Source organism: Sorangium sp. So ce131, from assembly GCF_051519095.1.
Lineage (GTDB): Bacteria > Myxococcota_A > Polyangia > Polyangiales > Polyangiaceae > Sorangium.
This window is the reverse complement of sequence record NZ_CP150455.1, coordinates 9,796,234-9,823,100: the sequence shown is the minus strand read 5'-3', so window position 1 is coordinate 9,823,100 and position 26,867 is coordinate 9,796,234. Positions and strand designations below refer to the sequence as shown.

24 protein-coding genes are annotated in these 26,867 nt (G+C 68.2%); 15 read left to right on the top strand and 9 right to left on the bottom strand.

Features of this window, described 5'->3' with window-relative positions:
* Positions 1–309: 309 nt before the first annotated feature.
* Complete coding sequence (locus WMF43_RS35645; RefSeq protein ID WP_437671589.1) at positions 310–4,338, bottom strand: serine/threonine-protein kinase; 4,029 nt, start codon at positions 4,336–4,338, stop codon at positions 310–312.
* Between the two features lie 374 nt (positions 4,339–4,712).
* Here WMF43_RS35645 and WMF43_RS35640 point away from each other — a divergent pair, with 374 nt between their 5' ends.
* Genes WMF43_RS35640 through WMF43_RS35625 form a run of 4 tightly spaced genes read left to right on the top strand, consistent with a single transcriptional unit; the run spans position 4,713 to position 7,068 of the window.
* Positions 4,713–5,063, top strand: a complete 351-nt coding sequence (locus tag WMF43_RS35640; RefSeq protein WP_437671587.1) for an ArsR/SmtB family transcription factor — start codon at positions 4,713–4,715, stop codon at positions 5,061–5,063.
* Positions 5,050–5,559 carry an SRPBCC domain-containing protein gene (locus WMF43_RS35635; protein ID WP_437671585.1) on the top strand — a complete coding sequence of 170 codons (510 nt, stop codon included), beginning with the start codon at positions 5,050–5,052 and terminating at the stop codon, positions 5,557–5,559. Before WMF43_RS35640 ends, WMF43_RS35635 begins: the two co-directional genes overlap by 14 nt.
* Before the next feature lie 37 nt (positions 5,560–5,596).
* Positions 5,597–6,376, top strand: a complete 780-nt coding sequence (locus tag WMF43_RS35630) for a hypothetical protein (RefSeq protein ID WP_437671583.1) — start codon at positions 5,597–5,599, stop codon at positions 6,374–6,376.
* 50 nt (positions 6,377–6,426) lie between these two features.
* The gene (locus WMF43_RS35625; protein WP_437671581.1) at positions 6,427–7,068 is read left to right on the top strand and encodes a hypothetical protein; all 642 of its coding nucleotides are present in this window, start codon (positions 6,427–6,429) and stop codon (positions 7,066–7,068) included.
* A gap of 146 nt (positions 7,069–7,214) precedes the next feature.
* Here WMF43_RS35625 and WMF43_RS35620 read toward each other — a convergent pair whose 3' ends face one another.
* The 4 genes from WMF43_RS35620 to WMF43_RS35605 form a co-directional block, all read right to left on the bottom strand.
* Positions 7,215–7,988, bottom strand: a complete 774-nt coding sequence (locus WMF43_RS35620) for a hypothetical protein (protein WP_437671579.1) — start codon at positions 7,986–7,988, stop codon at positions 7,215–7,217.
* 84 nt (positions 7,989–8,072) lie between these two features.
* The gene (locus tag WMF43_RS35615) at positions 8,073–8,756 is read right to left on the bottom strand and encodes a histidine phosphatase family protein (protein ID WP_437671577.1); all 684 of its coding nucleotides are present in this window, start codon (positions 8,754–8,756) and stop codon (positions 8,073–8,075) included.
* Positions 8,756–9,808, bottom strand: coding sequence for a phosphotransferase family protein (locus tag WMF43_RS35610; protein WP_437671575.1), 1,053 nt, complete (start codon positions 9,806–9,808; stop codon positions 8,756–8,758). Before WMF43_RS35610 ends, WMF43_RS35615 begins: the two co-directional genes overlap by 1 nt.
* Complete coding sequence (locus tag WMF43_RS35605; protein ID WP_437671574.1) at positions 9,805–11,031, bottom strand: acyl-CoA dehydrogenase family protein; 1,227 nt, start codon at positions 11,029–11,031, stop codon at positions 9,805–9,807. The genes WMF43_RS35610 and WMF43_RS35605 overlap by 4 nt, the downstream gene beginning before the upstream one ends.
* A 451-nt stretch (positions 11,032–11,482) precedes the next feature.
* Here WMF43_RS35605 and WMF43_RS35600 point away from each other — a divergent pair, with 451 nt between their 5' ends.
* Complete coding sequence (locus WMF43_RS35600; protein WP_437671573.1) at positions 11,483–12,031, top strand: hypothetical protein; 549 nt, start codon at positions 11,483–11,485, stop codon at positions 12,029–12,031.
* A 461-nt stretch (positions 12,032–12,492) separates the two neighbouring features.
* Here the strand turns inward: WMF43_RS35600 and WMF43_RS35595 are convergent, their stop codons facing one another.
* Positions 12,493–12,975, bottom strand: a complete 483-nt coding sequence (locus tag WMF43_RS35595) for a GNAT family N-acetyltransferase (protein WP_437671571.1) — start codon at positions 12,973–12,975, stop codon at positions 12,493–12,495.
* Positions 12,976–13,024: 49 nt separating this feature from the next.
* Here WMF43_RS35595 and tnpA (WMF43_RS35590) point away from each other — a divergent pair, with 49 nt between their 5' ends.
* The 5 genes from tnpA (WMF43_RS35590) (at position 13,025) to WMF43_RS35570 (ending at position 16,519) form a co-directional block, all read left to right on the top strand.
* Positions 13,025–13,366, top strand: coding sequence for an IS66 family insertion sequence element accessory protein TnpA (gene tnpA, locus WMF43_RS35590; RefSeq protein ID WP_437671556.1), 342 nt, complete (start codon positions 13,025–13,027; stop codon positions 13,364–13,366).
* Positions 13,363–13,734 carry an IS66 family insertion sequence element accessory protein TnpB gene (gene tnpB, locus WMF43_RS35585; protein WP_437671554.1) on the top strand — a complete coding sequence of 124 codons (372 nt, stop codon included), beginning with the start codon at positions 13,363–13,365 and terminating at the stop codon, positions 13,732–13,734. The genes tnpA (WMF43_RS35590) and tnpB (WMF43_RS35585) overlap by 4 nt, the downstream gene beginning before the upstream one ends.
* Positions 13,735–13,853: 119 nt before the next feature.
* Complete coding sequence (gene tnpC, locus WMF43_RS35580; protein ID WP_437671552.1) at positions 13,854–15,473, top strand: IS66 family transposase; 1,620 nt, start codon at positions 13,854–13,856, stop codon at positions 15,471–15,473.
* 405 nt (positions 15,474–15,878) lie between these two features.
* Positions 15,879–16,094 carry a hypothetical protein gene (locus WMF43_RS35575; RefSeq protein ID WP_437671569.1) on the top strand — a complete coding sequence of 72 codons (216 nt, stop codon included), beginning with the start codon at positions 15,879–15,881 and terminating at the stop codon, positions 16,092–16,094.
* A gap of 2 nt (positions 16,095–16,096) precedes the next feature.
* Entirely contained in the window at positions 16,097–16,519 is a 423-nt protein-coding gene (locus WMF43_RS35570; protein WP_437671567.1) for a hypothetical protein, read from the top strand.
* 94 nt (positions 16,520–16,613) lie between these two features.
* Here the strand turns inward: WMF43_RS35570 and WMF43_RS35565 are convergent, their stop codons facing one another.
* Both WMF43_RS35565 and WMF43_RS35560 read right to left on the bottom strand, forming a co-directional pair.
* Positions 16,614–18,101, bottom strand: coding sequence for a toll/interleukin-1 receptor domain-containing protein (locus WMF43_RS35565; RefSeq protein ID WP_437671565.1), 1,488 nt, complete (start codon positions 18,099–18,101; stop codon positions 16,614–16,616).
* 212 nt (positions 18,102–18,313) lie between these two features.
* Positions 18,314–19,198 (bottom strand): hypothetical protein, encoded by an 885-nt coding sequence (locus WMF43_RS35560; RefSeq protein ID WP_437671563.1) that lies wholly within the window; start codon positions 19,196–19,198, stop codon positions 18,314–18,316.
* 888 nt (positions 19,199–20,086) lie between these two features.
* Here WMF43_RS35560 and WMF43_RS35555 point away from each other — a divergent pair.
* Both WMF43_RS35555 and WMF43_RS35550 read left to right on the top strand, forming a co-directional pair.
* Complete coding sequence (locus WMF43_RS35555; RefSeq protein ID WP_437671561.1) at positions 20,087–21,463, top strand: hypothetical protein; 1,377 nt, start codon at positions 20,087–20,089, stop codon at positions 21,461–21,463.
* Positions 21,464–22,241: 778 nt separating this feature from the next.
* Complete coding sequence (locus WMF43_RS35550) at positions 22,242–22,856, top strand: hypothetical protein (RefSeq protein WP_437671560.1); 615 nt, start codon at positions 22,242–22,244, stop codon at positions 22,854–22,856.
* A 362-nt stretch (positions 22,857–23,218) separates the two neighbouring features.
* Here the strand turns inward: WMF43_RS35550 and WMF43_RS35545 are convergent, their stop codons facing one another.
* Positions 23,219–23,557, bottom strand: a complete 339-nt coding sequence (locus WMF43_RS35545) for a hypothetical protein (RefSeq protein ID WP_437671558.1) — start codon at positions 23,555–23,557, stop codon at positions 23,219–23,221.
* Positions 23,558–23,763: 206 nt separating this feature from the next.
* On the opposite strand from WMF43_RS35545, the gene tnpA (WMF43_RS35540) reads away from it, so the two are divergent.
* The 3 genes from tnpA (WMF43_RS35540) (at position 23,764) to tnpC (WMF43_RS35530) (ending at position 26,212) form a co-directional block, all read left to right on the top strand.
* A complete protein-coding gene (gene tnpA, locus WMF43_RS35540; protein ID WP_437671556.1) occupies positions 23,764–24,105 on the top strand; it encodes an IS66 family insertion sequence element accessory protein TnpA in 342 nt (113 codons plus the stop codon).
* Positions 24,102–24,473, top strand: coding sequence for an IS66 family insertion sequence element accessory protein TnpB (gene tnpB / locus WMF43_RS35535; RefSeq protein WP_437671554.1), 372 nt, complete (start codon positions 24,102–24,104; stop codon positions 24,471–24,473). Before tnpA (WMF43_RS35540) ends, tnpB (WMF43_RS35535) begins: the two co-directional genes overlap by 4 nt.
* Positions 24,474–24,592: 119 nt before the next feature.
* Complete coding sequence (gene tnpC / locus WMF43_RS35530; protein ID WP_437671552.1) at positions 24,593–26,212, top strand: IS66 family transposase; 1,620 nt, start codon at positions 24,593–24,595, stop codon at positions 26,210–26,212.
* Positions 26,213–26,867: the final 655 nt, after the last annotated feature.

Genomic DNA, 26,867 nt, shown 5'->3' with positions numbered 1-26,867 from the left:
GGATCTGCGCGCCGACATGCCGTGTCGTTCCGTCGCTCAACCGGTTCAGCAACCGATGTGCCAGTGAGAAAGCGCAGGATTCTGGCGGAGGCGGGGGCTCTTCCGGCGCGCGCCGTGGGCCGCCGGGGAGGGCGTATTTCGTAAAATGTGCTTCCGAGGCGCGGGGGGCGCGTTTCATCGCGCCAGGCGCGGGCGCGGTATCCGGCGAGCTCTGCTGTGCTTCGGGTGGAGGCGAAAGCCTCCAGGCGAGGGCGGGAGCCTCCAGGCGGGCCGCGCGCAAGAAAGCGGCGCGGCGATCAGGCGCGCCCGTTACGGTCCTTCGCCGGATTCCTGCGTGGAGGTGTCCGCCACGCGGCGAGAGCCGGTGTCCACCGGCGAGGCCGGCACGCCCCACGCCTCCGCGAGCGCGAGGATGCGGGCGTGCTCCGGCACGGCTTCGAGGAAGCTGCGGCGCAGGGCGGGGGACTCGATAGCATTTGCCTCGGCGTGCAGCTGATCCCGTGCAGCGGCGAGCGCTGTCCGGGCCGCGCCGCCATCGCCGCAGGCGTGGAGCGCCTCGGCCCACGCGAGGTGGACGATAGCTTCGTCCTCATCAAGACCTCCGAGACGCTCCACGATCTCGAACGCCTCGCGCGCCGCTGCGAGCGCCTCCAGGGGGCGCCCTTCTCGGAGCAGGGCACGGGAGAACGTGGCCTGCGCTACGGCCTGCAGCGCGGGGTACGCCTGCGTTTCGCCGAGTGCGGTAATTGCCTGGTCCCGCGCCTCTGCGAGATCTCCGAGATGGAGCAGTGCCTGCGCGAGCACCACCCGGGCGTGGCCCATGTGCCTGTTATTGGTGAAAGCTCGCGCCTCTTCGACGACAGCGGCCGCCAGCGTCCTGGCCGCGGCGCTCTGCCTGCGGGCGACGGCGATGTGCGCCAGGTGGATGTTGGCCCCGTTTGCCACATAGGGTAGGTCGAGCTGAACCGCAACGCGCTTCGCCTCGTGGAGAGTCGACTCTGCCGGTCCGTAAGCTCCAAGCCGCGCTTGCGTTGTGCCGAGAGCCATGCGCGTGAGGCACGCGTCCCGCAGCGCCCCGTCGCGCTCGTAGGCCTGGACTGCATCCTCGATGAGGCGCAGGGCGAGATCGAGCCGGCGTGGTGGATAAAACCTTGCACAGCCCCTCGTTATGTACACGTGCCCCGCCAGGCCGGGCTCCAGATGCTCCGGCTGCACCCCATCCATGGCCCGCTCGAGGGCCTCGGCCGCGGTGTGGCGCCCGAGCTCCCGCAGCCATGCGGTGGTGCTGTGCCACGCGAGGAGGAAATCCCGGTCGAGCGCAGCGTCCTTCCGGTCGAGCGGCAGCGACGACGCTATTGCCTCGAGCTGCTCTGCCTTCCCCAGCGCCCCGCTCGCCCAGGCAAGCATCGCCAGTGCGACATGGGAAGTCCTGCTCCCGGCAGACGCCGTGGTGACAGCCGCTTTCGCTGCGCGCTCCGCGTCAACGAACGCGCCCCGCCAGTTGTGCGCGGTCGCAGCCAGCGCGTGGAGCCTCCCGGTGGCGTCCCCTCCCGGCGCACAGGCGAGTGCCCGATCCACCCGCGCGAGCGCACCGTTGAGATCGTTCGCCTCCAGCGCCTGCTCCGCCGCGCGCTCGTAATACCGGGCGGAAGCCCCAATTACCTCACCGTGCTCGAAATGCTCCGCCAGCACCAGCGCGTCGCGCTCGCCGGCTTCCTCCAGCCACGCACCGGCCAGTCGGTGGCCGAGCCGCCGATCGATCTCAGTCAACGTGCTGTAGGCCGCCTCGCGCACGAGCCCGTGTCGGAAGGCGAACTCCGTCTCGCCGGTGAACCGTGGCTCGGGCCGCCGCACGATCCACTCGCGCCGCTCCATCTCCGCGAGCCGCGCGCCGAGCACCGCGCCTCCGTCCTGCTCGAGCCCGAGCAGGCGCGCCGCCGCGCCCTGCCAGAACACCTCTCCGAGCACGCTCCCGGCGCGCAGCAGCCGCCGCTCCTCGGCGTCGAGATCCTTGAACCGCGCCTGCACCATCGCCAGCACCGTCTCCGGCGCCTCGCGCGCGTCTCGGCCCTCGACGGTCGCGCGCACGAGCTCCTCCACGAAGAACGGATTGCCCGCGGCGCGCCGGACGATCTCGGTCACGTGGTCCGCGGAGGCCTGCTCGCCCAGCGCGGCCTGCACCATCCGCTCGCATGCCCGGCGGGGCAGCTCGCTGAGCCCGATCTCCATCGTGCCCCGCTCGGCCCAGAGGGCGGGGAAGGCTGGCCGTACCTCCGGCCGCGCCGCGGCGAGCACCATGAGCGGCCGCTCTTCGAGCAGGCGCAGCGCCGCGTCGACGCACTCCACGGTCGGGAGGTCTCCCCAGTGCAGATCCTCCAGCACGAGCAGCACCGGGCCCGCCCGGCACTCGGCGTCGACGAAGTCCACCCATGCCCGGCGGATCTGGTCGCCCATGAGCAGCGGATCGCGCCGCGCCGCGCGCAGCTGCACGCGCGCCTCGTCCGGGAACGGCGCGCCGACCATCTCCCCCAGGAACTCGGTCACCCGTTCCCGGTTGGCCGCGTCCACGTGCCGGGCCACGCGGGCGGCGAGCTGCTCTCGTCGGCGCTCGAGGGGCTCACCACCGGCGACGTGCGCCGCGCGGCGCACCACCTGTCCGAGGAGGTCGAAGGGCGCCCCCATGCGCGTCGGGTCCGCCTGCGCGATCCAGATCTCGACCGGCTCGGCGCGCGCCCTGAGCCGCCGCACGAACTCCAGGCGCAGGCGTGACTTGCCCATCCCCGCCGCCGCGATGACGAGCCCCGCCCGCGCGCAGGGCTCTCCGGCGCACTCGTCGAACAGGTCCTCCAGGGCGCGCAGCTCCCGGTCGCGCCCCACGAACGGGGTGGGTTTGCCGAGCAGCGGGCGCGCCTCGTCGAACGGCTCCCGCTCGCCGACGACCGCGGGCGCGCGGGCCCCTGGCGCCATCTCGAACCCCGGCCCGAGGAGGCTGGCGGTTATCGCATCCACGAGCACCGGGACCTGCGTTTCCGGCGCGCCGTTGCCGTCGCCGGGCGGCCCAGCGCCGCCGCCGACGAGCAGCGCGGAGGCGCGGTCGATGACGGGGCCGACGGGCTGCCCGCCATCCAGCGAGTCCCAGCCGATCGCGACCGCCAGGCGGGCGCCGGGCATGAGCCTCCGCAGCGCGAGACCGCAGCGCACGGCACGTGCGGCGAGATCGGTCGGGGTCGCCGCGCCCGTGAGGATCGCGGCGACCCCGCCGTCCTGCAGCGGCTCGAGGCGGCCGCCCTGATCAGCCGCCGCGCGGCGCAGGTCCGGCAGCGGCCGCGCCGGCCCCGTCGCCATCGCCGCCTTCTCGCGCGCGTCGAGCGTGGCGGCCTCGGCGCGCGGCGCAGCCGCCGTGGCGGCCGGGAGCGGCGCCTCCACCCGGGCCAGGACCACGCTGACGAGCCCTCGCTCGCGGCGCGTCAGCGCGGGCGCAGGCATCGCCGCGGCCGCGCGCTCCGGCGAGCGCGTGGCGAGCGCCCTCGCGGCCGCGGCCGCGTCCTCCGGCCGGCCATCGCGCTCCTTCGCCATCAGCCACGCCGTGAGCCGGTCGATGGCCTCGGGCACCTCGGCGCGCAGCGCGCTCGGGCGCGGCGCGTCGTCGAAGAGCACCTTCACGAGCACCGCGAACGTATGCTCGGCCCAGAAGGGGGGCTGGCCGGTGAGGCACTCGAACAGGATGCACCCGAGCGCGTACACGTCCGCGCGCGCGTCGACGTCCAGCTCGCCGCGGACCTGCTCCGGCGCCATGTAGGCCGGCGTGCCGAGGGGCACGCCGGGCTCGGTCAACCCGCCGGTCGCGGCCGCGTCGCGCGCGATCCCGAAATCGAGGATCTTCACCTGATCGAGCTGCCCGCCCTGAAGGAACAGGTTCGCCGGCTTGAGATCGCGGTGGATCACGCCGCGCGCGTGCACGAGCGACAGCGCCTCGGCCACGCGGTGGACGAGCGCGATCCCCTCATCGAGGCCGAGCGGCCCGCGGGCGAGCCTCGCGGCGAGGTCCTCGCCCTCGAGCCACTCCATGGCGAGGTAGTGCTGTCCCTGCTCCGCGACGCCGTGGGCGACGTGGCGCGCGATCGCCGGGTGCCGCAGCTCGGCCAGGAGCCGCGCCTCCCGCTGGAAGCGCGCGACGAGCTGCACGTCCGCGCTCCTCAGGAGCTTGAGTGCGACCTGCTCGCCGCCTTGCCGGTCGCGCGCGCAGTAAACGTCGCCCATGCCCCCGCTGCCGGCGACGCGCTCCAGCTCGAACCGACCGGCAAGGACCTTCGGTGGATCCGTCCTGTGCACTTCCACATGGTACCGCTGAAGTCCTCCAGCGCAGATGTAAGATTTTAGGCGCTTCTCGACGACAAGACACCACATTTCCAGACCCTGCCGGACGCGCTTGTTGCAGGGACGGCCTGTAGTCCCGGACCTGCCGGACGCGCTCGTCGCAGCGACGGGCTGCATTCTAGGACCCGCCGGACGCGCTCGTCGCAGCGACGGCCTGCAGTCCGCTCACCCGGGCGGGCAGCCAGGCTCGTTCACGCTTGACGGGACGGCGCCTACCGATTATAGCCTTATGGCTATATAGCCATTCGATAATGGATCCTGGAGCCCGGGTCGATCCCGGCGCGAACCAGGCCCTCGCCCAATGGCCATGGGCCGACATGGCCGACGAGCACGACATGACCTCTCTCGAACAGCTGGATCGCGTCTTCGCCGCCCTCGCCGACCCGACCCGGCGCGCGATCCTTGCGCGGCTCGCCGAGGGCGAGGCGACGGTGAACGAGCTCGTGGCGCCCTTCGATCTCCGACAGCCCACGATCTCGAAGCACCTGAAGGTGCTGGAGCAGGCCGGCCTCGTCTCGCGCGGGCGCAACGCGCAGTTCCGGCCCGTGCGCCTCAACGCGGCGCCGCTCGCGAGCGCCGCGCAATGGCTCGGCGATTACCGGCGTTTCTGGGAAGAGAGCCTCGATCGGCTCGATGAGTACGTCCAAGAGATGAAACGAAAGGAAACGCGTGATGCGAGCAAATGAGAATAGCAGCGAGCCGGCCGCCGAACGCGAGTACGTCATCACGCGTGTGTTCGACGCCCCGGCGCGCCTGTTGTTCGAGGCGTACAGCAAGCCCGAGCACATCAAGCGGTGGTTCGGCCCGAGGGGCTGGCCGGTCACGCTGTGCGAGATGGACTTCCGGACGGGAGGGCGCTTCCGCTTCGCGATGACGGGGCCCAGCGGCCAGCAGAACACGCCGTTCGGCGGCGAGTACCTCGAGATCGTCCAGGACCGGAAAATCGTCTACGACAACGGGTTCGAGTCGCCCGGCGCCGAGAGGATGATCGTCACGGTCACGTTCGAGGAGTCGGGCGGGAAGACGACGCTCACCATCCACACGCTGTTCGGGTCGATCGCCATGAAGAACGACCACCTCGGCCTGGGCTACGAGCAGGGCGTCGGCTCCGGCCTCGATCAGCTCGCGGAGCTCGCCGCCGAGATGCGCGCGAACGAGCGCGCCTCGGCCAAGGAGGTGTGACGTGACCGCGGCATTCGTTGATTCCGAAGGAGCTCGCATGGCCCAGGATGCTCGGTCTGGAGCAACGGGTGACCGCTTCGACATCGTCACGCGTGCAGAGCGCGAGGATCTCGGCGTGCTGATGGAGGTCCTCGCCGACCATGCATGGGCCCCGACGCCGTTCATCTACGTCAACGATGTCGAGGAGCTCTATACCGAGGTGGTGCGGGCGAACGCCGCCTCCACGATCGGCGTCGTCGAGCGGGCAACGGGGCGCCTGGCCGCGGTCGGCAACGCCGCGCCGATCGCGGTGCGGAGCGACGATCTGGCGGCGCTGCCCGACGGCGGCTGGGAGTGGCAGGTGGTCCGCGCGAAGGCGGTCCTCGACGGCGAGCCGCCGACTCACCTGGGCGCGTTCGCCGTCTCGGTGTCGCCGCTGTTCCGCGGCCAGGGGGTGGGCGCCGTCGCGCTCGCCGGCTTCAAGGACGCGGCGCGGCGGCTGGGTCTCGCCGGCGTGCTCGCCCCGGTGCGCCCACCGTTAAAGGCATCCTGCCCAGGTACTTCGATAGAGGAGTTCCTTGCTCGCCGCGGCGACAATGGTCTGCCCCTCGACCCGTGGCTCCGGACACACGTCCGTGTCGGTGGTCGGATCGCTCGAGCTGCCCGTCGCGCCGTCGTGGTGGACCAGGAGCTCGACGTCTGGGAGATCTGGCTCGGCAGGCCGATCCAGCCCTCTGAGGCGTCCTTCGAGATCGCCGGCGGCCTCGCCCCCGTGTACGTGCAGGGGTCGCGCGGACGTTACGAGGAGCCGGCCGTGTGGGTCATCCACTCGCCCTGAGCCGCGCCGTTGCGGAGCGGGTGCCGCGACGGATCTGGTAGGGTGGGGCGATGTGCTGTTCGAGCCGCCTTGTGTTCTCCTGGCTGATGGGTATCGCGCTCGCCGGCTGCGGGGGCGAGACCGTCGTGCGCGACAGCGGGACCGGCGCGGGCGGGCAGGGCGGGGCCACGGCCGGCTCGTCCTCGACCGGTCCGGGGTCGGCCGGCGGATTCGGCCCCGCCGACATCTCGGTGAGCAGCTCTTCGGGCGGGCGCGAGGACTGCACGACGCTGGACCAGGGCGATCTCCGCATCGAGGTGGTCGGCGATGGCTCCGCTCAGGTGCTGCAACACGGTTGCGGCGAGGGCCGGATACCCCTCCTCCAGGCCTTGGGCGGCGGTGAGTGCGGGGACGGCCTGGCCGCGCGGGCGTGCGCCGCGCCGGAGGGCGGCGCGGTCATGGAGGTGTACGCGCCCAGGCTGCTCGAGCCCGGTACAAGCGACGAAGCGGTCGTTCGTTACCGCGCCGGGGACGGCGTGGACTACGAGGCCAGGGACGGACACGTCGTGCTCGACGAGCTCGGCGACGTGGGCGCGATCGGCAAGGGCAGCTACTCGGCCGTCGTGGTGAGCAAAGCCGACGGCGCGACCACGCTGTCGATCAGCGGAGGATTCGTGCTCTGCCGCGTCCCCGACGCGCCGCCCTGCCCATGAGGCGAGGCGCGGCCAAGCTTCAGAGGTCCAGCAGCTGCGAGGTGCTACAGGCCTCGCGACGGCGAGAGCCCACTGCGTCAGCCAGAGACTGTTGAGCGATTCCGGCTTTGCGTGGACTTCACGCCTGCTGGGCGCGCGATCCGCGCTCAATCGTACCGGAATTTTCGATACCAGCACACCAGCCAGAAGACGACCACCGCTCCCAGCACCGTCACGCGCACGCCGCTGAGCCAAAGCCCAGGGCGCAGCGCGACGGGCAATGCGCCGGCCGCGAGGATCGCCGCGAGCCGCCCGAGATGGATCCATCGCAAATCGGCGAGACCTCGTGGGTGACGCACCCGCAGGGGAGCCCCACCCAGCGTGGCCGACGCGCCAAAGTACGGCCTGAGCTCGCGCGCCAGCGCGTCGTGCGAGACATCGTCGTCGGGCACCGCCTCCAGCGAGAGCTCGACGCGAGGAGCCCACCAGAGCAGCCGGCGGAAGTACAACCGCCGAAAGACTCCTCCCGCTTGGCGCGTCGCCATGAAATCCATGTAGCGAAGGATCGCGCCGCACAGCGGCACGGAGAAGGTCTCGCGGGCGAACGGGCGGACGATGAGGATCTCCCCGAGTTGCGCCGGGTCGACGTGGGCGCCGCGCTCCACGAGCCTGCCGTCGTTCCACCATGCCGCCTGCTCCAGGGGCACGACCCTCGCTCGCCGGTCCTCCTCCGTGGTCGCGAGGGAGCGATCCATGCGGACGCTCTCCGTCATCCGGAGCGCGTCGCGGCCCACCGCGAGCACGCAGGTGGGCGAGGAACCGCGGCTCGGCCGGCGGTAGAGGACAGCGGCGGCGGCTTCTTCCTCCAGCGAGATCCCGAGGGACGGGATCTCGACCCGGACGCGGCGCGCGTCAGCGTGGAAGCGGATCACGTGCGGCACGCAGGATCCATAACCCGGTGGCGCTGAGCGGGCGAACCGATCCAGGCCATCGCCGCTCGGCCGCGCCGCCGCACATCAAGACCCTCAGCGGTACGTGAGCCATGCAGCCCGCGCGCCCTCGAAGTGCGCGTGGTCGTTCAGCGTGGACAGGGAGACGCCACGCTCGCCGACGACGAGCTTGGTGATGCCGCCGTTCACGAGCGTCCAGCTGATCCTCAGGGTGGCCGCTGCGTCGAGCCCGAGGAGCGCGCCCGCCGCGGCGCCGATCGGCCCGCCGCTCGTGAAGACGAGCGCCGTCTGGGAGCGGCCCAGGCGAGCGGCGAGCGAGCGCAGCGCGTCGGACACGCGCGCGCGGAACGCCGGCCACGACTCCGCGTACTCGGCGTCGTACACGCCGGATGCCCACCGCTCGGCGGCGGCGGCGAACATCGCCTGGAAGGCGCGGCGCGGATTGGCGTGCGGCGCGCCGGCGGCCGCCGCGGCCTCGGCGTGCCCCTGCGCGCGCAGGAGCACCTCCCGATGGTCGTACTCGTTCCAGCCGGCGAGCTCCTCGGGGAGGAGCGAGTTGCCCATCGCCGCGAGGCAGCCCTCGGCGGTCTGGCGGTGCCGCTTCATCGAGCCCGACACGACGGCGTCGACGCGCGGCACACGCGCCGCGAGCGCCTCGCCGACGAGGCGCGCCTGCTCGAGCCCGAGCGGCGAGAGCTGATCGTAGTCGGCGGCCCCGAACGCCGCCTGCGCGTGGCGCACGAGGTAGATGAGGGCCATCAGCGCGCCCCCGCGATCGCGCGGCGGCAGCGCCAGTGCAGGTAATTGACGAGGATCCAGAAGCTCTTGAAGGCCGGGTTGCGCGTCTGCTTGTGGTGATAACGGTAGTAGATCTGCTGCGCGATCACCGACAGGCGGAAGAGCCCGTACACCTCGTAGAACGTCCAGTCGTCGGGGCGGCTCCCCGTCTTGTCGCAGTAGTACTCGACGACCTCGCGGCGCGTGAGCATGCCGGGGAGGTGCGTCGGCTGGCGGCGCGTGCTCCTCGCGAGGAAGTCGTCGCCCGCCTCGACCCAGTACGCGAGCGAGTTGCCGAGATCCATGAGCGGATCGCCGAGCGTCGCGAGCTCCCAGTCGAGCACGCCGACGACGCGGGTCGGATCCGCCGGATCGAGCACCACGTTGTCGAAGCGGAAGTCGTTGTGCACGACGCAGATGCGCTCGGTCTCCGGCAGGTGCTCGGCGAGCCAGCGCATCACGCGCTCGCCGCGCGGCACGTTCCAGGTGCGCGCCTTGCGATAACGATCGCTCCAGCCCTCGATCTGTCGGCGCGTGTACCCGGCGCCCTTCCCGAGCTGCGCGAGCCCGGTCGCGTTCACGTCGATGTGATGGAGCGCGATCATCGTGTCGAGGACGTTCAGGCAGAGGCGGCGCGTGTCCTCGCGCGAGAGCTCGAAGCCGAGCTCCTTGCGCGGGATCAGCCCCTCCACGCGGCGCATGACGAAGAACTCGGCGCCGATCACCGACGCGTCGTCGCAGCAGGCGAGCACCTCGGGGACGTACGGAAAATGCGGCGCGAGCGCGCGCAGGAGGCGGTACTCGCGGCCCATGTCGTGGGCCGACTTCGCCTTGGTGCCCGCGGGGGGCCGGCGCAGGACGAGGTCGTGCGACGGGTACGCGAGGCGGTACGTCCAGTTCGACGCGCCGCCGGAGTACTGCGTCACCTCGGGTGTGCCCTCGAGGCCGGGGATGTTCGCCTTCAGCCACGGATCGAGGGGCGCGAGATCGAGCTCCTCGCCGGGGCGGACGGCGCGCGCGGCGTCGCGGCTCACCGGGCACCGTACTTGAGGAGCTCCATCCGCGCGACGAGGCCCCGGTGCACGGCGTCGGGCCCGTCGGCGATGCGCAGCGCGCGCGCCATGGAGAACATCCCCGTGAGCGGGAGATCGCGCGAGACGCCGGCGCCGCCGTGCATCTGGATGGCCTCGTCGACGACCTGCTGCAGCACGTTCGGCGCGACCACCTTGATCGCCGAGATCTCGGTGAGCGCGGCGAGCGCGCCGACCTGGTCGATCTTCCACGCCGCGTAGAGCGTGAGGAGGCGCGCCTGATCGATGGCGATGCGCAGATCGGCGATGCGCTCGCGGTTGCCGCCGAGGTTGACGAGCGGCTTGCCGAAGGCGTCCCGCGAGAGGCCGCGGCGGATGAGGAGCTCGAGCGCGACCTCGGCCGCGCCGACCGCGCGCATGCAGTGATGGATGCGCCCCGGCCCGAGGCGGCCCTGCGCGATCTCGAACCCCATGCCGAGGCCCTTGATCACGTTCGCGCGCGGGACGCGGGCGGCCTCGAACCAGACCTCGCCGTGGCCGTAGGGCTCGTCGTACTCGCCGAAGACCGTCAGCATGCGCTTCACGTTCACGCCCGGCGTGTCGAGCGGGACGAGCACCATGCTGTGCTGGTGGTGGCGGTCGCCCTCGGGGTTGGAGACGCCCATGAAGATCGCGACGCGCGCGTTCGGGTGCCCGATGCCGGTCGACCACCACTTCTTGCCGTTCAGGACGAGCTCGTCCCCGTCGGCGGTGATGGTCGCGCGCATGTTCGTCGCGTCCGACGAGGCGACGTCGGGCTCGGTCATGCAAAACACCGAGCGGATCTCGCCGGCGAGGAGCGGCTTCAGCCAGCGCTCCTTCTGCTCGTCGGAGCCGTACTGGTGGAGCACCTCCATGTTGCCGGTGTCGGGCGCGTTGCAGTTGAAGATCTCCGGCGCGAGGAAGCTCTTGCCCATCTCCTCGGCGAGCGGGGCGTACTCGAGCGTCGAGAGCCCCGCGCCGTGGTGTGGATCGGGGAGGAACAGGTTCCAGAGCCCCTCGGCGCGGGCGCGCGCCTTCAGCTCCTCGACGACGGGAGGCACCGTCCAGCGCTTCCAGTCGCCGCCGTGATTGCGATCGAGGATCTCGCGCAGCGTCCGCTCCTCGACGGGACGGATGTGCTCCGCGATGAACGCGCGCACGCGGCGCAGGTAGTCGGTGGTCCGGGGCGACGGGTTGAACTCCATGTCACGAGTCCTTGCGACGACCGAGCGCGGCAGCCGCCTCATGAGGAGACCGAGCGGCGCCCACGGCCAGCGCGGCACGTAGGGCCGGTGATTGAGGGGGTTCAGGCGGCCAAGGGCGTCGCGCGGGCGGTCATGAGGGGAGCATGCGCGCCCGTGAGACATTCGTCAATAATGGAGCAGCTCGGGCCGCCGGACCCATCTGGCTCGGCCAGGCTCGAGTGAGTCCTGGGAGGAACTTCACCTGTGCTTGGGCGTGAAAGTGTCCATCACGCAGCGAAAGCCGATGTCGACCCCATGTGCGCTCCTGCGCCGCGCCCCAGCACAGCTGAACGCCCGAGCATATTGACGAGGAATCCTTGCGATGACGATACACCGGCCCCCAATGCTCAGACCAGAGGACACATGCCGCCGGCTCGCCGCAGCCATCGGGATCTCGGCTAGCGCTACGATCGTGCTCTGGCCGAAGGCCGCCCTCGCAAACGCCGGCATCCCGATGATCGTCGTCGCGTGGCCCGCATCATGGATCGCCTTCGTTCCCGTCGTGCTCGTCGAGGCTGCGGTGGCTCGGCGGGTCCTGGCCCTGCCGACGCGAGAGGCGCTCAAGCTCTCTCTGGCAGCGAACGCATGGTCCACGCTCGCAGGGATTCCGATCACGTGGGCTCTCCTGATGGGCCTCGAGATGCTCGCAGGGCTCATGCTGTCGATGGTTGGCCCTGATCTCGGGACGGTCGCCACATCGCTCTTGATACCGTTCTATGCTCCGTGGCTGCCCTCCGTGGAGGAGCGCTGGATCGTGCTCGCTGCCGGGGCCTTCCTCTGTGTGCCCTTCTTCTTCGCCTCGGTGTGGATCGAAGCGCGAAGCGCTGGACGCCGCGTGCCGGCGGCCGAGGCGCTCCGCTGGGCCAAGAGGGCGAACGCCGTCACCTACGGCTTCTTCCTGGTCATGCTCGCGCTGGCCGCGCTGGTCGCGCGGACGAGCCACGCGGGCAGCGTCGGCTAGCCGCAGCCGCAGCCGCGGGCGCGGCGAGGACCATCCGGCTTCCGCGCTGGCGCACGGAGCGCGAGCGCAGGGCGAAGATCGTCGAGGCCATCGAGAGGTGCGAGAAGGGGTGTTGACGCTCACGATGGTTGCTGCTCGATCGTGCGGGCTGTTTGCTGGCCATCGCGAGGGTGAGCGCTCCCGGTCACGGTCGTGATGGTGATGGTCGGCCCATCCCGCCGCCGAGGCTGCCGGAGTGCTCAGGCGCGTCAAGGGTGCCCGTGCCGGGGGCGCGGCGGCGACGCCGCCCTTGACCCGCCCTCCGGGCTCCGGCGACCGTCCCGTGCTGGCGGTGGGCGAACGGAGCCTCCGGCGGGGGCTCCGGGCATCGGATGGCCATCAACCAGCGCGAGCGGAGAAAGGCCCAGGGCCATCATCCGGCTAGTTCGGTAACGAGTGACGTCAGCGCCTGTCGCTCGTCGTTAGGTTTCGTTGAGGTCGAGCCGCATGGCGCAGCGCTGCGCCGGGTCGAGGCCGTGACAAGCTTCGTTCTTCAGGATGGCCACGAGCCGCGAGGACGTCTCGGTCGGCGACAGCTCGCGAAAGCCCATGGTGGCGTAGAACGGTCCATTCCAGGGGACGGTCCGGAAGGTGGTCAGGGTGAGTGCCTGGAACCTCGCAGTCCGCGCCCATGCGATCACGTGGCTGAGCAAACGCCGACCGAGCCCTTGGCCCTGGTGGTCGAGCTCGACGGCGAACTCGCGGATGTGAAGCTCATGGCCAGCCGCCTCGGCGCCCAGGAACGCGATGGACCTGCCGGCGCCGTCGTCGACCACCCAGAGCGTCCCTGACTGAAGCGCATCTCGCCAGCCCTCCGCCGGCGTCACGCTCATCAGGGCCTCGAGGTTGAGGTCCGTCCCGAAGAACGCCCCGCTGGCCGAGCGTATCCGTTCGGCGACCAGCATGCTGTCCTGGTGCCCATCCGCTGCGTAGAAACCGACGCCGGAGGTGCGGATGGACGAGAGCACACGGATCTGGCGCGACCGGGTGGCGCGCTGGCACAAGAGCGGGCACTCGGCCCGCGTGTTCGCGGAGCAGGAGGGGGTCAACGCCGGCACGCTGTACTCCTGGAGCCGCCGACTGGGCATGAAGCGGAGCGAGTACCGGCAGCGTTCGGAGAAGGTGACGCTTCCCGCGTTGCTCCCCGTCGTGGTCGCCCCATCGGCCGCTGCGGCGCCCTCGCCGGGCGCGGCGCTGGAGATCGTCTTCCCGGACGGCGCGGTCGTGCGCGTACCGCCGACGTTTGACGAAGATACGCTGGCGCGCGTCGTTCGCGCGCTCGGGGGTACGCGATGATCCCGGGCCGCGTCTCGATCTACGTCGCCACCGAGCCGCTCGATCTGCGCCGGTCGTTTGATGGTCTTGCCGCCGTCGTGCGCGAGGTGCTGCGGCAGGATCCCCTCTCCGGAGCGCTATTCCTCTTTTTTAACCGAGCAGCCGACCGCTGCAAAGCCCTTTGGTGGGACCGCAGCGGGTATTGTCTACTTTACAAGCGTCTAGAGCGCGGGACGTTCCGAGCCCCTCGTGCGGTCACGCCGGGGGCAACGAGCGTCGTCATCGACGCGGCCGAGCTCGCGAAGATCCTCGAGGGCATCGCGCTTGCGCCATCGAAGCTGCGGCGAGACGTCCGCCTGGCCGAGGCTGCGCCGCCTCCAGCTCCCTGAGCTCACAGCCCTTTTCGCGCACAGCCGAGCAGCGCACTCGCCGCATTGTGCCCAGAGCCCTTCATTTTCCTGCAACAACCCCCTTCAAAAACCAAGAAGTTACGGGTACTTAGCGCCTCGTGAGCAAGTCGCTCGAAGAGCAGATTGGTGACCTGAAGGACAAGCTTGCCCGCGCAGCGCACGAGCGCGACGAGTACCGCAAGCTCTACGAGCTTGCCAGCATCGAGTTGGAGCGGCTTCGGCGGCACATCTTCGGTCAGAAGGCCGAGCACGTCGACCCGGCGCAGATGCAGCTCGCCTTCGATGCCATTGTGCAGATGCTCGCGGGGGGCGCGGCGCCGGCGGGCGCAGCGGCTCCCCCCGACGCTGGCATGGCAGGCGTGCCTGAAGGCGGCGGCACTGCGCCAGGTGGCTCCTCCGGAGGCGGCGGCAAGGGGCGCAAGGTCGCCCCGCACGGACGGCAGAAGCTACCCGAGCACCTGCCGGTCGAGCGCATCGAGCTGCCGCCGCCCGAAGTGCGCGACGAGCGCGCCGCCGACATGGTCCGCATCGGCGAAGAGGTGTCCGAGACGCTGGAGTGGAGGCCCGCGAGCTTCGTGCGGCTGCAGATCGTGCGACCCAAGTTTGCCACCAAGGGCGAGCCCGAAGCCGGCGTAGTCATTGCGGACGTGGCCGACAGCCCCATCCCCCGGTCGCTCGCCGGCCCCGGGCTGCTCGCGCACGTGCTGGTGAGCAAGTACGGCGACCACCTGCCGCTGCATCGGCAGGAGAAGATCTACGAGCGCCAAGGGGTGCACCTGTCGCGCTCGACGCTCTGCGGCTGGGTCGGCTCGTGCGCCGAGGTGCTGGACTGTGTGGTCGATGCCATGGCCGAGGACGCGCTCAACGCGCACTGCATCGCCATTGATGCCACCGGGGTGCTCGTGCAGGCCAAGGACAAGTGCCGGCGCGGACACTTCTGGGTGCTCGTCGCCGACCACGACCACGTGCTGTTCCGCTTCACGCCGCGTCACAACCAGGACGGCCCCAAGGCGTTTCTCCGCGGGTACAAGGGCTACGTCCAGGCGGACGCATCGAGCGTCTACGAGGAGCTGTTTCGGACCGAGCAGGCCACGGAGGTGGGCTGCTGGGCCCATTGCCGCCGGCGCTTCTTTGAGGCGATGTCTTCCGACCGGGAGCGAGCGATGACGGCGCTCGGCTTCATTCACCAGCTCTTCGCTATCGACAAGGCGACCAAGGAGCTGCCCCCGAGCCGCCGCACCGAGCAGCGCCGCAGCAGCGCTCAGCCTGTGCTCGACGCCTTCCGCAGCTGGCTCGACAGCGAGCAGCTGCTCGTGCTGCCCAGGAGCCCCATCGCTGGAGCCATCGGGTACGCGCGTAACCAGTGGACCGCGCTCACCCGCTTCCTGGAGGACGGGCGGCTGCGCCTGGACAACAACCGCAGCGAGCTGGAGCTCCGCAGAGAGGCCGTCGGCCGTAAGAACTGGCTTTTCGTGGGCAGTGACGACGGGGCGGAGTGGAACGCCACCATCGTCTCGCTGATCGCCTCCTGCGCTCTGCACCAGCTCGACCCCTGGGTCTACCTGCGCGATGTGCTGATCCTGCTGCCGAGCTGGCCGCGCGATCGGGTCATCGAGCTCGCTCCCAAGTCCTGGAAGCAGACCCTCGAGAACACCGACGCTCGGCAGCGGCTCGCTGCCAGCCCCTGGACCTGGACGCCGGCCACGCTGGCTGCGTGAGCGCTTCGGCGCCTCCGCCGCGCTATCGCCACCGGTAACCTCCAGCGACGTCGCGCTGGTCGTGGGCACCGCTCGCCCGCGTCGACGCGTCGGGGAGGCTTGTGCGCCGTCCATCGCGGCGCTCGGCTTGCGACCGCTCTTCTGCGGCTCAGCCGCCACGGCGGCTCCGCTCGACTTCGCCGTGCGCCGCCTGCGCACGCCGGCGTTGCTGGCCGCGCGCTCGTCGGCCGCCGCTTCGGGGCCCCTCAGTCCGGTGTCGCCGTTACTGCCGGCGCTCTGCTGTCGCTCTCGCATCGCACCGCAAGCCTACGTCCCGGGCCTGCTCGGCGTCAGGATGGGCTCTACCGAACGGATACGTTCGTCGCCGCCGGCACCGACGACCAGGCGCGGGTCCGGCTCGTCGCCGTGGCACCGAACGGCGCGACGGTGGTCCCCGCGGGCGCGCACATCACCTCCGAGCTGCGCAACACGCGGGCCCCCGCCGCGATCTCCGGGTTCCTCGTGGCGGCCCAGACCGGCACCTACCGGATCAAGCTCCAGGGCAAGACCCGGAACGGCGACCCTGGGGAGCTCACCATCTACGACGGCTTCGTCCTTCGCGTCCTGCACCTGAAGAGGTAACCATGTCGAGGGTCCTGAACTGGATCGACACGCTGTTCTTCGGCGTCCGCCGCATCTTCGCCGCGGGCGTCGAGCTGCCGGAGCGTCCCGCGCTCAACTTCGTCGGAGCGGTGGTCACCGATAACCCGGCCGAGAACCGGACCGACGTCTTCATCCCCGGGGCATGGCTGGTCAGCCCGGTCGTCACGGGCACCTACACGGCCCGGCCGGGCGAGTTCGTACGGGTCAACGCGCAGGACCCGGTGACCGTCCGCCTCCCGCCGGCCGCGGGCAACGTCGGCGCCGAGGTCATGGTCAAGGAGGTCGCCGGGGAGGAGGAGGCGATCGAGATCCTCGCGAGCACGGGCCAGCGGGTGGCGCGGGACGGGTACCCGTACGTCACCTTCCGGCTGGTCAGCGACGGGGCGGCGTGGATCGTGATTTGACAGGCGAGAGAGCCGCGCAGGGGAAAGAGCAGCCTACAGGGCACCACTTCAGCACCAACCTTCAAAGCAGCGACCAAGGCTTGAGCAATTTATTTTAGTGCGAGACATGCGTTTGGTTTTCGGCACTCACGCGCACCCAATACGACGCCCGCCCTCTTGCAAAAGGCAACGCAACACCCTGAAACACATCAGTCACGCACCGGACCGCAGCGGCCCCAACTCCATTGCTATCTTCAACCTGAACCAAGCCTATCTTTCCCGAAGCAACGTCGACACGCATAAGAACCCTGCCCCTCTCCCCGATGTCGCACCTAGCGGCTCTTAACAAAGCAGCACGAATCGACATCGATTCAGCGCGAATCTCCAAATCACTCAAATTATATTCCGACAGGCGCGAGGCGCCAAGAACCTCCCGCTCAACTCTCACAATCCCGCCCCCCGTCTCCGGAGCAACCTCCACCGGGCGCACCCGAGTCAATTCATGCACATTCGACCCCACCGAATCTTGCGCAGACGAATCAGGTGCACGCAACGTGCGACCAGGCGCCCTCGCACCTGTAGACCCATGTTCGTACACGCCAGCCGGCGTATCAGGAGCATCTTGCTGCGTAAGCGCGCCCTGTGCTGGTGAAGAAATCGACGCCAGCTCAGCCGTATCATCGACGCGACTACGCAGTGGAGAAACCGGGACATCCGCCGCGATATATTCACCACGCATGAATCTCGACACATGACTTGGCAATCCATCCACAACCCCGAATGCGACAACGAACACCGCCGACACGCTGGCGATAGCCGCAACCAGGCCACCGAGCCGAGACACAAGAAGCGATGACGAAACCGGTGACCTAGCGGCCCCATGGGGTGGTGCCGGCAACGACGCGTCCGGACGAATCATTCGTATAAATTCTAAAACCGATGTCCCGACAAGGCCAACAGCAATAAGAATTGCGAGTGGCCCAACAATGGCCACACACACACCACCAACAACAACTGCAACAACGCATCGAAAAACGAGCCGCGCTCGTATCTCCGCAAGTTGAACTTCGTGTAAGCGCCGCAAGGAGTCCGAATCCGCCGCAGAGTCTGCCACTCCCTTCGGCACGACAGACTTGCGCCCAGGGCTGATGGATCCTGGATTGAGGACCCGCCGAACTTCTGCTGCAACGGCAGCGAACTCAGCGTCCACGGCAGATGCCCGATCTGCAACAAAACCACCATCTCTAGGAATACGACTAACTCCACACAGCCATGAGAATGTCACCCAATCACACGGTTTAAGTAGCACCGGAACAACATGAAGACCATCGCGGCTTCTGCGTCGCAGCGCACGTGACACAAATTCATCCTGAATATGATCAGATCCGAGGAAGTCGGCGGTAATTAGCAAGATGACTACACTTGCTACATCTATCGACTTTCTGACGTCAGCAAGCGGCTCCGCGCCAGGTAGAACCAGGCTCTCATCCCATAGATCGAAGAGCCCCTGCTGTGCGTGGACCTGCAGGTGACTGACGAGGCGGTCCTTCCATTCCCCGTCTTTGTCGCTGTAGCCAATAACGACGAGCGGTCTGCTCCTCATGGTTCACCATTGGTCATTATGCCACAATCACCCTCACCTTGCGAAATTACAAGACGTACAATAGCGGCCCCAGGAGACCGTCCGAGACGGAAATCCTGAATAGGCCGCTCTGCCTGGCGTCAGACCACGGGCTCCAGGACCGGGAGAGGGATCTCGGGTGTACGGGAGGGAGGAGAAGTGAAGCCGACGACTGTGAGACTCGAGGTGCCCGTTCAGGAGTCGGTCGTCGCGAGGAGCTCCCGGGCGTCGCTGATGACCGCGGCGCGGCGGATCCAGCGGTCCAGCTCGGCAAGGTCGGTGCTCGCGAGGACCCGCTCCCGCACCTCGGCGGGAACCTCCAAACCTCGGGCATCGAACACGGCAAGCACGGCCTGCGCCTTGGCTTCGAGCCGCCCCTTCTCCACACCCTTGGCCACGTAGCTGCGCGCGAACTCGCTCTGAAACTCGTATCCGCTCTTCATCATCGCCTCCAACGTCCGCCTCGCCGCTTCGTTCAGCGAGGATAGCACCAGGTCCCCGTACAAGGCGCGGCGCTCCTCATCGAGCCCGGCCGCCGCCGCCAGGAACGCCACGCCGATCGCCTCACCCACCTCCTCTTGCCCGTGCGCCATGGCCGAGAGCACGGCCACCTCGGGCGCCGCCTTCGCCTGCTCGGCGTCCGTGACGACCGGGACGCCCTCGGGGCCGAGCACCAGCGGGGTCAGGATCCAGCCGGGGTGGCCCGTGTCGATCGGCTGCGAGCACCACCGCGCCATCTTCGGGTTGATCGTCACGGTCAGCAGCCGGGTCGGGCAGCGGTGCCGGGCCCTCGTCTGGGTGACGTACACCGGCCAGACGTACGGCTTGTCCAGATCCACGCCGAGCTGGACCTCGACGACGATGGCCATCGCGGGCCGCTCCTGCTCGCCGACCAGCAGCACGATGACGGCGTCCGCCCGGCGGTCGGAGGGAACGATCTCGGTGAAGTCGGAGGGCTCGACGCGCGCCTCCGTGAAGGCCGGGACCGGCTGGCCGAGCGCGTCCTGCAGCATCTCGGCGGCCAGGGTCGGCCGGTTCTTGAACAGCTCCACCAGGGCTTCATGGGTTACTGAGGGCATGGGGTCATCTCTCGGGTGGGTACAGTCCTGCTGGATTTTCAAGCGGCGTGCCAGGCTCATGGGGTGGACCCCCTCAGGGACCGCGCAGCCGCCTCTCACTCTTCTATTCCGGGCAGCCCCCCGGGTTCGCCACGCCGTGTGCCCTGCGTGTGCCCCGACTCCAGGGCACGGGGCTCCACGAGAGGGCACTCGGGTATACGAGAGGAATCGAGGTCTCGCTGGCCCCTGATACCGCTCCGACGCGTCCGACGCGGCGTCCGCCGTATCTCTCGCGCATCCGCCTCTCAGGTTCGTCTCCGGGTTCGATTCCCGGCGCCTCCACTCAGAAGACACGGCGAGAGCCGTGTCTTCTGCTTTTTGTGTGCCCTGCGTGTGACCTGATAAATTTCGGCGACGCTGGATTTGGGGTGGGTCGAGCGTAAGCGGAATCACCAGGAGCGGGCGCGGCGGGTGAAGCCAGGGTACGGGGCTCCACGGAGCTCCACGGCGGGCACCAGGCCGGCGGGGCCAGCCCCGGGTCCGAACTGGCGCAGCCCAGCGGCGGGCGAGCGGACGGACGCGGCTGCACGAGAATGCAGGCGGCGGACGGGATCCCTGCCCTGCCGGTCGGCCCCGGACCGTGACCGCGACCCCTACCGAACGGGCTGCCCTTGACACGGGACGGTATCTCCGATGGCCTTGTGGGTCGGGCAGGCCATGGGGGTAGCTGGAACATCGGCAACGACCGGGAGATACCTCCGGACGCCTGGACAAATGGCCGGAGCCCCTGTGCTGATTCTCGCACTTCCGGTGCGGCGGTGGCGTACCCCTGGTTCCTTCCACGGCCTGCCACGCCACCAAAGCAACGATGTGTAGACCCGTTCCCTCGACCAACGGATGATGCACACCATGAAGATATTCGAACATCTGAAGTCCACTGGAGCGCTAAAAAAAGACAAGGTCGACGGCGACTGGATCAGACAACAGAAGTTCACCACGCTTGCAGATCTCGCGCTCCATATAGCCGCTGACCCATTTGCCGAAAGCGGCTCACATAACAGCCAATCACTGGAGCATTGCGCGTCTCACGGCCTAAGCGGCTCTTCGCGCCCCTGCGCATCCATCAAATGTCGCACAAAGCGAATCGAAGAACTGGCCAGATTCGCATGCATGTACAGCGACAGAATACATACGTACAACTACTTCGCCGAGTATCATTATATCCAGAAGCATGGTCGGCTAAACGATAGCGCTCCATTCCGGCAGAGACTTTACGAAGATCTTCATGTGCTCACAGTCATGAAGCCGTTGCTAACAGCAGGACTCATCAGGCCATTCACACCAATAAACGTGCACCACAGCCCCACGGAACATGAGGCCGATCATGTAACGAAACTCATCAAGCGCATGCGCAACCGATTGGCTCGCGATTATTTTGAAAACACTAAAATTTCAATATCCAAGCGTGGCAATCGTTACATGATCATACTCGATGGACCAGAAGACTATTTCGAGCACGGGCGCAGTGGCATTGAGCGCAGCAGCATGCCAGCACCTATCGCAGCAGCCCCCCGAATTGCCGCGCAAATATTAGCAGGCAAACGTGTTGAGCTATCAGCATCGATGAGAAAAAAATTGAGAATGCACACAGAGTGCGCCGACAACCTGCTTAGAGACACTTTGCTCGAACTACTAATGGCCGTCCTGTCTGACGCAAACATGCTTACCGATATACCTCGAAAGGCAGACCTTATTAAGTTCATGACAGAGGATCCCGTCATCAGCCGCCGCGACGAACTGATGCATCGCCATTTCGGTTCTGTTGTTCCATTTCTGAGCCGCCTATCAATTGCCGATCTTGTTCAACTTAGACAAACGGAAGGAGAATCCTTCGTAGCGTATCGTTGCGCATTACAGGATGCCATGATCCAGTTTTCGGAACTTCCAGAACCAACCGCTCGAGATGCTAAACTTCTATATTCAGACGTGATAGCTCCCGAGCTCCAAAAGGTTCAGCAGCGTGCATCTGCCGCACAGAATTCCTTCTCCAGAAACATAATCTCACGAGGCGCGGAAGCCGCGGTGGCAGCCGCCATATCCGTAGGTACTTATTTGGCGCTATCGACACCACTTATTGCGGCCGGAACGGTGGCGCTTGGTGTCACAAAGATGGCACGAGACATCGTCAAGGCGGCCGAGGGCCGCTCCATCGAACTTCAAAAGGTTCGAAGCCACAAATTTTATTATCTTTGGCGCGTCAAACGGGAGGCCGAGTCTCGCAGTTGATGGCCGATATCGTTGCCCCCACAACAAGCTGCCGCGATCGACCGAGTCCGCGTGACGAGGGATTATAGATTTGAATTTCGATACGTAAACCGCGAAAGCGCCGGCCCGACGGGCCATCTGAGGCTCCGGTCGCTCTCACTCGCCTCGCCCACCATGATCAGCACGCGGCGCTCCCGGGGCTCCACCAGCCAGAGCAGCTCCAGAAGGGCACGCACCTCGCCCTCTCCGTGGGGGGACGGCACCCGTTCCCGGCCGGCGACGTCGGCCAGCGAGTCGGCGTCGGGAACCTGCCCCCGTCCGACGCCACGCAACCGGGGCCGCGGTCCCGTCGATAACTCGGGCATGATCGACCCTGGCGAGCTCGACGCCATCGCTGAAGCTGTTCTCGCGGAGGAGGTCGAGACCCTCGCCCTGCCCGTCGCCCCCGGCCTCGTGCTGGAGCTCGCATGCCTCGCGTGCCTGCGGCAGGCATGCCTCGCAGCAGGCGGGTTCCTAAGCTCTACGTATGCCCACAGCGGAACGGTCCAGGCGAAGGCCAGGTGGAAGGGTGAGCCTGACGCATCGGCATCGACCGAGCACGCCCGAACGCCACGCTTGTTGGCTGCGGTTTTCGCGCTATTTTTGACGCGTGGGCAATAAGGTTATAGGCCGCTGCCGCCTTCACGGCCATCATGGCGAAGACTCAGAGCTGCGCGACAGTCATATCCTGCCCCGATGGGCTTTTGGCCGAGCGAAGGAGTCCCCCTCAGGCCGCATCGTCGCTTTAAGGAATGGCTGCGTGATGCTCGACGAGAGACAGATCTCGGAGCACCTTCTCTGCTCGGACTGCGAACAAAAGCTCGGGGTGTGGGACGCGTACGCCGCAAAGGTGAGTCGAAAAGACACAGGATTCATCGCGCTAGAATCGGCGATGGAGATACCTGGCCTTGTCCACGGCGAGACGGTAGGCGCCAGCATCAGCAAGCTCGACGTCGACGCACTGGCCAAGTTTGGCGCCTCCGTGTTCTGGCGCGCAAGTGTATGCTCGAAGCTGCCGCACACGCATCTGGGCAAATACGAAGACGAATTTCGCAACTATCTATACGATCAAGGCACTTTTCCGGAGAACGCCCGGTTGATTCTGCATCTGCTTCGCGGCACGCCAGATGGGCCCACAGATCAAACGCTGGGTCTGGTCGGCTCCACGCGTGCGAACGGGTATCACATGCACAGCTTCTTCGTCTTTGGACTCTGGTACACACTCTTCGTTGGCCAGCGGTCGCCACCAAGCTGTGACAAATTGTGCCTTGTTCGCACCGGCCGTGTCATGGTCGGTCGCTCGAACGACATGCTTTTAGGTATCGGTGTGCCGTTAGTGACCGCGCCACGGAAGGGCAAGCTGGCTAAGTTATAGAACGGTGACGTTCAGCCGGAGTCCGGGGCGATGACCGGCTGCATCAGTGGGCCCGGCGGGCTAGACGCCACCTCTTGAGCACGGCGGCAAGGCGGCTGCGGCCTCGACGGAGCCGTGAGAATGCGGTCCCGAGGGGCAGCCCCAGGTTCCGGGCGACCTGGCTCACATGCTCGCCCTCGCCGGCGGTGACGTCGCGCAGGTGGACCCCTATCGCAAGCGACGCCAGCCCTTGAGCACGTGTGCGAGGTGCTTACGTCCGAGGCGGAGCCGCGAGAACGCGGTCTCGACGGGCAGGCCCAGCTCTCGGGCGACCTGGGAGACCTGCTCGCCCTCGCCGGCGGTGACGTCGCGCAGGTAAGGACCTACCCGCGCCTGCGGCGGCGCTTCTGCCGCTGGATGAAGCGCCAGCGGGCGATCTCGAAGGCAGCGTCGTTGAACCACGGCGCGCCGGGCGCCTTCGCGATGGGCCGGCCGAAGACGTCCGTCCAGAGATCGAACCCCGCGCGCCGGAGCTCCCGGAGGTGGCGCTCGGTCACGCGCTCGGGGATGCGGAGCAGGTTGCGGGTCCACGTCTCCTCGAACACCAGCACGACGGTCCGGCCGTTCATGAGCCGCACCTTGCGCTTGTGGGTCTTGTAGCGCGTGACGAGGGCGCCCTTGGGGAGGCCGAGCTTGTGCTTCGGCTGGCGTTTCACCGGCATCGGCGCCACCTCCGGAGTCGGAGCTCGAGCGCGGCGCGCGCGATGCGCAGCCGGCTGATCGCGCTGTGTGGGCTCATCCCGTGCCGTCGCGCGTACGCGGAGAGGGTCTCCGGGCTGTCGACGACCAGGAGGATCGTATCCGTTCGGCGACCAGCATGCTGTCCTGGTGCCCATCCGCTGCGTAGAAACCGACGCCGGAGGTGCGGATGGACGAGAGCACACGGATCTGGCGCGACCGGGTGGCGCGCTGGCACAAGAGCGGGCACTCGGCCCGCGTGTTCGCGGAGCAGGAGGGGGTCAACGCCGGCACGCTGTACTCCTGGAGCCGCCGACTGGGCATGAAGCGGAGCGAGTACCGGCAGCGTTCGGAGAAGGTGACGCTTCCCGCGTTGCTCCCCGTCGTGGTCGCCCCATCGGCCGCTGCGGCGCCCTCGCCGGGCGCGGCGCTGGAGATCGTCTTCCCGGACGGCGCGGTCGTGCGCGTACCGCCGACGTTTGACGAAGATACGCTGGCGCGCGTCGTTCGCGCGCTCGGGGGTACGCGATGATCCCGGGCCGCGTCTCGATCTACGTCGCCACCGAGCCGCTCGATCTGCGCCGGTCGTTTGATGGTCTTGCCGCCGTCGTGCGCGAGGTGCTGCGGCAGGATCCCCTCTCCGGAGCGCTATTCCTCTTTTTTAACCGAGCAGCCGACCGCTGCAAAGCCCTTTGGTGGGACCGCAGCGGGTATTGTCTACTTTACAAGCGTCTAGAGCGCGGGACGTTCCGAGCCCCTCGTGCGGTCACGCCGGGGGCAACGAGCGTCGTCATCGACGCGGCCGAGCTCGCGAAGATCCTCGAGGGCATCGCGCTTGCGCCATCGAAGCTGCGGCGAGACGTCCGCCTGGCCGAGGCTGCGCCGCCTCCAGCTCCCTGAGCTCACAGCCCTTTTCGCGCACAGCCGAGCAGCGCACTCGCCGCATTGTGCCCAGAGCCCTTCATTTTCCTGCAACAACCCCCTTCAAAAACCAAGAAGTTACGGGTACTTAGCGCCTCGTGAGCAAGTCGCTCGAAGAGCAGATTGGTGACCTGAAGGACAAGCTTGCCCGCGCAGCGCACGAGCGCGACGAGTACCGCAAGCTCTACGAGCTTGCCAGCATCGAGTTGGAGCGGCTTCGGCGGCACATCTTCGGTCAGAAGGCCGAGCACGTCGACCCGGCGCAGATGCAGCTCGCCTTCGATGCCATTGTGCAGATGCTCGCGGGGGGCGCGGCGCCGGCGGGCGCAGCGGCTCCCCCCGACGCTGGCATGGCAGGCGTGCCTGAAGGCGGCGGCACTGCGCCAGGTGGCTCCTCCGGAGGCGGCGGCAAGGGGCGCAAGGTCGCCCCGCACGGACGGCAGAAGCTACCCGAGCACCTGCCGGTCGAGCGCATCGAGCTGCCGCCGCCCGAAGTGCGCGACGAGCGCGCCGCCGACATGGTCCGCATCGGCGAAGAGGTGTCCGAGACGCTGGAGTGGAGGCCCGCGAGCTTCGTGCGGCTGCAGATCGTGCGACCCAAGTTTGCCACCAAGGGCGAGCCCGAAGCCGGCGTAGTCATTGCGGACGTGGCCGACAGCCCCATCCCCCGGTCGCTCGCCGGCCCCGGGCTGCTCGCGCACGTGCTGGTGAGCAAGTACGGCGACCACCTGCCGCTGCATCGGCAGGAGAAGATCTACGAGCGCCAAGGGGTGCACCTGTCGCGCTCGACGCTCTGCGGCTGGGTCGGCTCGTGCGCCGAGGTGCTGGACTGTGTGGTCGATGCCATGGCCGAGGACGCGCTCAACGCGCACTGCATCGCCATTGATGCCACCGGGGTGCTCGTGCAGGCCAAGGACAAGTGCCGGCGCGGACACTTCTGGGTGCTCGTCGCCGACCACGACCACGTGCTGTTCCGCTTCACGCCGCGTCACAACCAGGACGGCCCCAAGGCGTTTCTCCGCGGGTACAAGGGCTACGTCCAGGCGGACGCATCGAGCGTCTACGAGGAGCTGTTTCGGACCGAGCAGGCCACGGAGGTGGGCTGCTGGGCCCATTGCCGCCGGCGCTTCTTTGAGGCGATGTCTTCCGACCGGGAGCGAGCGATGACGGCGCTCGGCTTCATTCACCAGCTCTTCGCTATCGACAAGGCGACCAAGGAGCTGCCCCCGAGCCGCCGCACCGAGCAGCGCCGCAGCAGCGCTCAGCCTGTGCTCGACGCCTTCCGCAGCTGGCTCGACAGCGAGCAGCTGCTCGTGCTGCCCAGGAGCCCCATCGCTGGAGCCATCGGGTACGCGCGTAACCAGTGGACCGCGCTCACCCGCTTCCTGGAGGACGGGCGGCTGCGCCTGGACAACAACCGCAGCGAGCTGGAGCTCCGCAGAGAGGCCGTCGGCCGTAAGAACTGGCTTTTCGTGGGCAGTGACGACGGGGCGGAGTGGAACGCCACCATCGTCTCGCTGATCGCCTCCTGCGCTCTGCACCAGCTCGACCCCTGGGTCTACCTGCGCGATGTGCTGATCCTGCTGCCGAGCTGGCCGCGCGATCGGGTCATCGAGCTCGCTCCCAAGTCCTGGAAGCAGACCCTCGAGAACACCGACGCTCGGCAGCGGCTCGCTGCCAGCCCCTGGACCTGGACGCCGGCCACGCTGGCTGCGTGAGCGCTTCGGCGCCTCCGCCGCGCTATCGCCACCGGTAACCTCCAGCGACGTCGCGCTGGTCGTGGGCACCGCTCGCCCGCGTCGACGCGTCGGGGAGGCTTGTGCGCCGTCCATCGCGGCGCTCGGCTTGCGACCGCTCTTCTGCGGCTCAGCCGCCACGGCGGCTCCGCTCGACTTCGCCGTGCGCCGCCTGCGCACGCCGGCGTTGCTGGCCGCGCGCTCGTCGGCCGCCGCTTCGGGGCCCCTCAGTCCGGTGTCGCCGTTACTGCCGGCGCTCTGCTGTCGCTCTCGCATCGCACCGCAAGCCTACGTCCCGGGCCTGCTCGGCGTCAGGATGGGCTCTACCGAACGGATACGGCCGAGCGTTCGATCTCGGGAAGGCGAGGCAGATCGGCCTCAATGGCTGGTCGCACGAACGTCGATTTCATGGGATGGCCAGACCGAACGGTAGTCTGACTGGCATGCCTCGGATAGGTCCGGCAGGCATGCCGCGGCATGGTGGGGGACTGGACCGGCTCCGAAGGGCTACCGATGGGCTCGTTCGCAATGCTCTGGGCTGCGGTAGCACGTCAGCATGCAGACGCGGACCCGGGGGTCGCTCCGCCGGCCTGGTGCCCGCCGTGGAGTTCCGTGGAGCCCCGTACCCTCGCGTCAC

Bases quoted from the DNA above. Each gene is read 5' to 3' on its own strand.
- WMF43_RS35640 (WP_437671587.1), top strand. From the start codon at position 4,713: ATGACCTCTCTCGAACAGCTGGATCGCGTCTTCGCCGCCCTCGCCGAC.
- WMF43_RS35635 (WP_437671585.1), top strand. From the start codon at position 5,050: ATGCGAGCAAATGAGAATAGCAGCGAGCCGGCCGCCGAACGCGAGTAC.
- WMF43_RS35630 (WP_437671583.1), top strand. From the start codon at position 5,597: ATGGCCCAGGATGCTCGGTCTGGAGCAACGGGTGACCGCTTCGACATC.
- WMF43_RS35625 (WP_437671581.1), top strand. From the start codon at position 6,427: ATGTGCTGTTCGAGCCGCCTTGTGTTCTCCTGGCTGATGGGTATCGCG.
- WMF43_RS35615 (WP_437671577.1), bottom strand. From the start codon at position 8,756: ATGGCCCTCATCTACCTCGTGCGCCACGCGCAGGCGGCGTTCGGGGCC.
- WMF43_RS35605 (WP_437671574.1), bottom strand. From the start codon at position 11,031: ATGGAGTTCAACCCGTCGCCCCGGACCACCGACTACCTGCGCCGCGTG.
- WMF43_RS35595 (WP_437671571.1), bottom strand. From the start codon at position 12,975: ATGCTGGTCGCCGAACGGATACGCTCGGCCAGCGGGGCGTTCTTCGGG.
- tnpA (WP_437671556.1), top strand. From the start codon at position 13,025: ATGGACGAGAGCACACGGATCTGGCGCGACCGGGTGGCGCGCTGGCAC.
- tnpB (WP_437671554.1), top strand. From the start codon at position 13,363: ATGATCCCGGGCCGCGTCTCGATCTACGTCGCCACCGAGCCGCTCGAT.
- WMF43_RS35570 (WP_437671567.1), top strand. From the start codon at position 16,097: ATGTCGAGGGTCCTGAACTGGATCGACACGCTGTTCTTCGGCGTCCGC.
- WMF43_RS35565 (WP_437671565.1), bottom strand. From the start codon at position 18,101: ATGAGGAGCAGACCGCTCGTCGTTATTGGCTACAGCGACAAAGACGGG.
- WMF43_RS35560 (WP_437671563.1), bottom strand. From the start codon at position 19,198: ATGCCCTCAGTAACCCATGAAGCCCTGGTGGAGCTGTTCAAGAACCGG.
- WMF43_RS35555 (WP_437671561.1), top strand. From the start codon at position 20,087: ATGAAGATATTCGAACATCTGAAGTCCACTGGAGCGCTAAAAAAAGAC.
- WMF43_RS35545 (WP_437671558.1), bottom strand. From the start codon at position 23,557: ATGCCGGTGAAACGCCAGCCGAAGCACAAGCTCGGCCTCCCCAAGGGC.
- tnpA (WP_437671556.1), top strand. From the start codon at position 23,764: ATGGACGAGAGCACACGGATCTGGCGCGACCGGGTGGCGCGCTGGCAC.
- tnpB (WP_437671554.1), top strand. From the start codon at position 24,102: ATGATCCCGGGCCGCGTCTCGATCTACGTCGCCACCGAGCCGCTCGAT.